General features: G+C 70.0%; 1 protein-coding gene. It reads right to left on the bottom strand.

Features of this window, described 5'->3' with window-relative positions:
- Positions 1 to 656, bottom strand: a 656-nt coding sequence (locus D7V77_RS42340) for an Ig-like domain-containing protein (protein ID WP_233597574.1), incomplete at both ends; no start/stop codon positions are given.

Raw genomic sequence — 656 nt, 5'->3', positions numbered from 1 at the left:
GACACCACCACGTTGGTGGGGTTCGTCACCGTCGAGCCGTTGGCCGGCGCGGTGATGGCCACCGTCGGACCGGCCACCGTGAAGGTGCTGGTCGCGGCCGTGCTGTTCGTGGTGCCGTTGGTGGACACTGCCGACACCGTCTGCGAGCCATTGGCCAGCGGGCCGGGCACCGTGTACGTCCAGTTGCCGCCCGTCACCGTGACGGGGCCATAGCTCTGCCCACCCAGCGTGAACGTGACGGACGTCGCGTTCGCCGCCGTGCCAGACACCACCACGTTGGTGGGGTTCGTCACCGTCGAGCCGTTGGCCGGCGCGGTGATGGCCACCGTCGGACCGGCCACCGTGAAGGTGCTGGTCGCGGCCGTGCTGTTCGTGGTGCCGTTGGTGGACACTGCCGACACCGTCTGCGAGCCATTGGCCAGCGGGCCGGGCACCGTGTACGTCCAGTTGCCGCCCGTCACCGTGACGGGGCCATAGCTCTGCCCACCCAGCGTGAACGTGACGGACGTCGCGTTCGCCGCCGTGCCAGACACCACCACGTTGGTGGGGTTCGTCACCGTCGAGCCGTTGGCCGGCGCGGTGATGGCCACCGTCGGACCGGCCACCGTGAAGGTGCTGGTCGCGGCCGTGCTGTTCGTGGTGCCGTTGGTGGACAC

The sequence above is a fragment of the Corallococcus sp. CA041A genome (assembly GCF_003612075.1).
Classification (GTDB): Bacteria; Myxococcota; Myxococcia; order Myxococcales; family Myxococcaceae; genus Corallococcus; species Corallococcus exiguus.
Note: the sequence above shows the minus strand (reverse complement) of the source record. Positions and strands in the feature narration are given on the sequence as shown.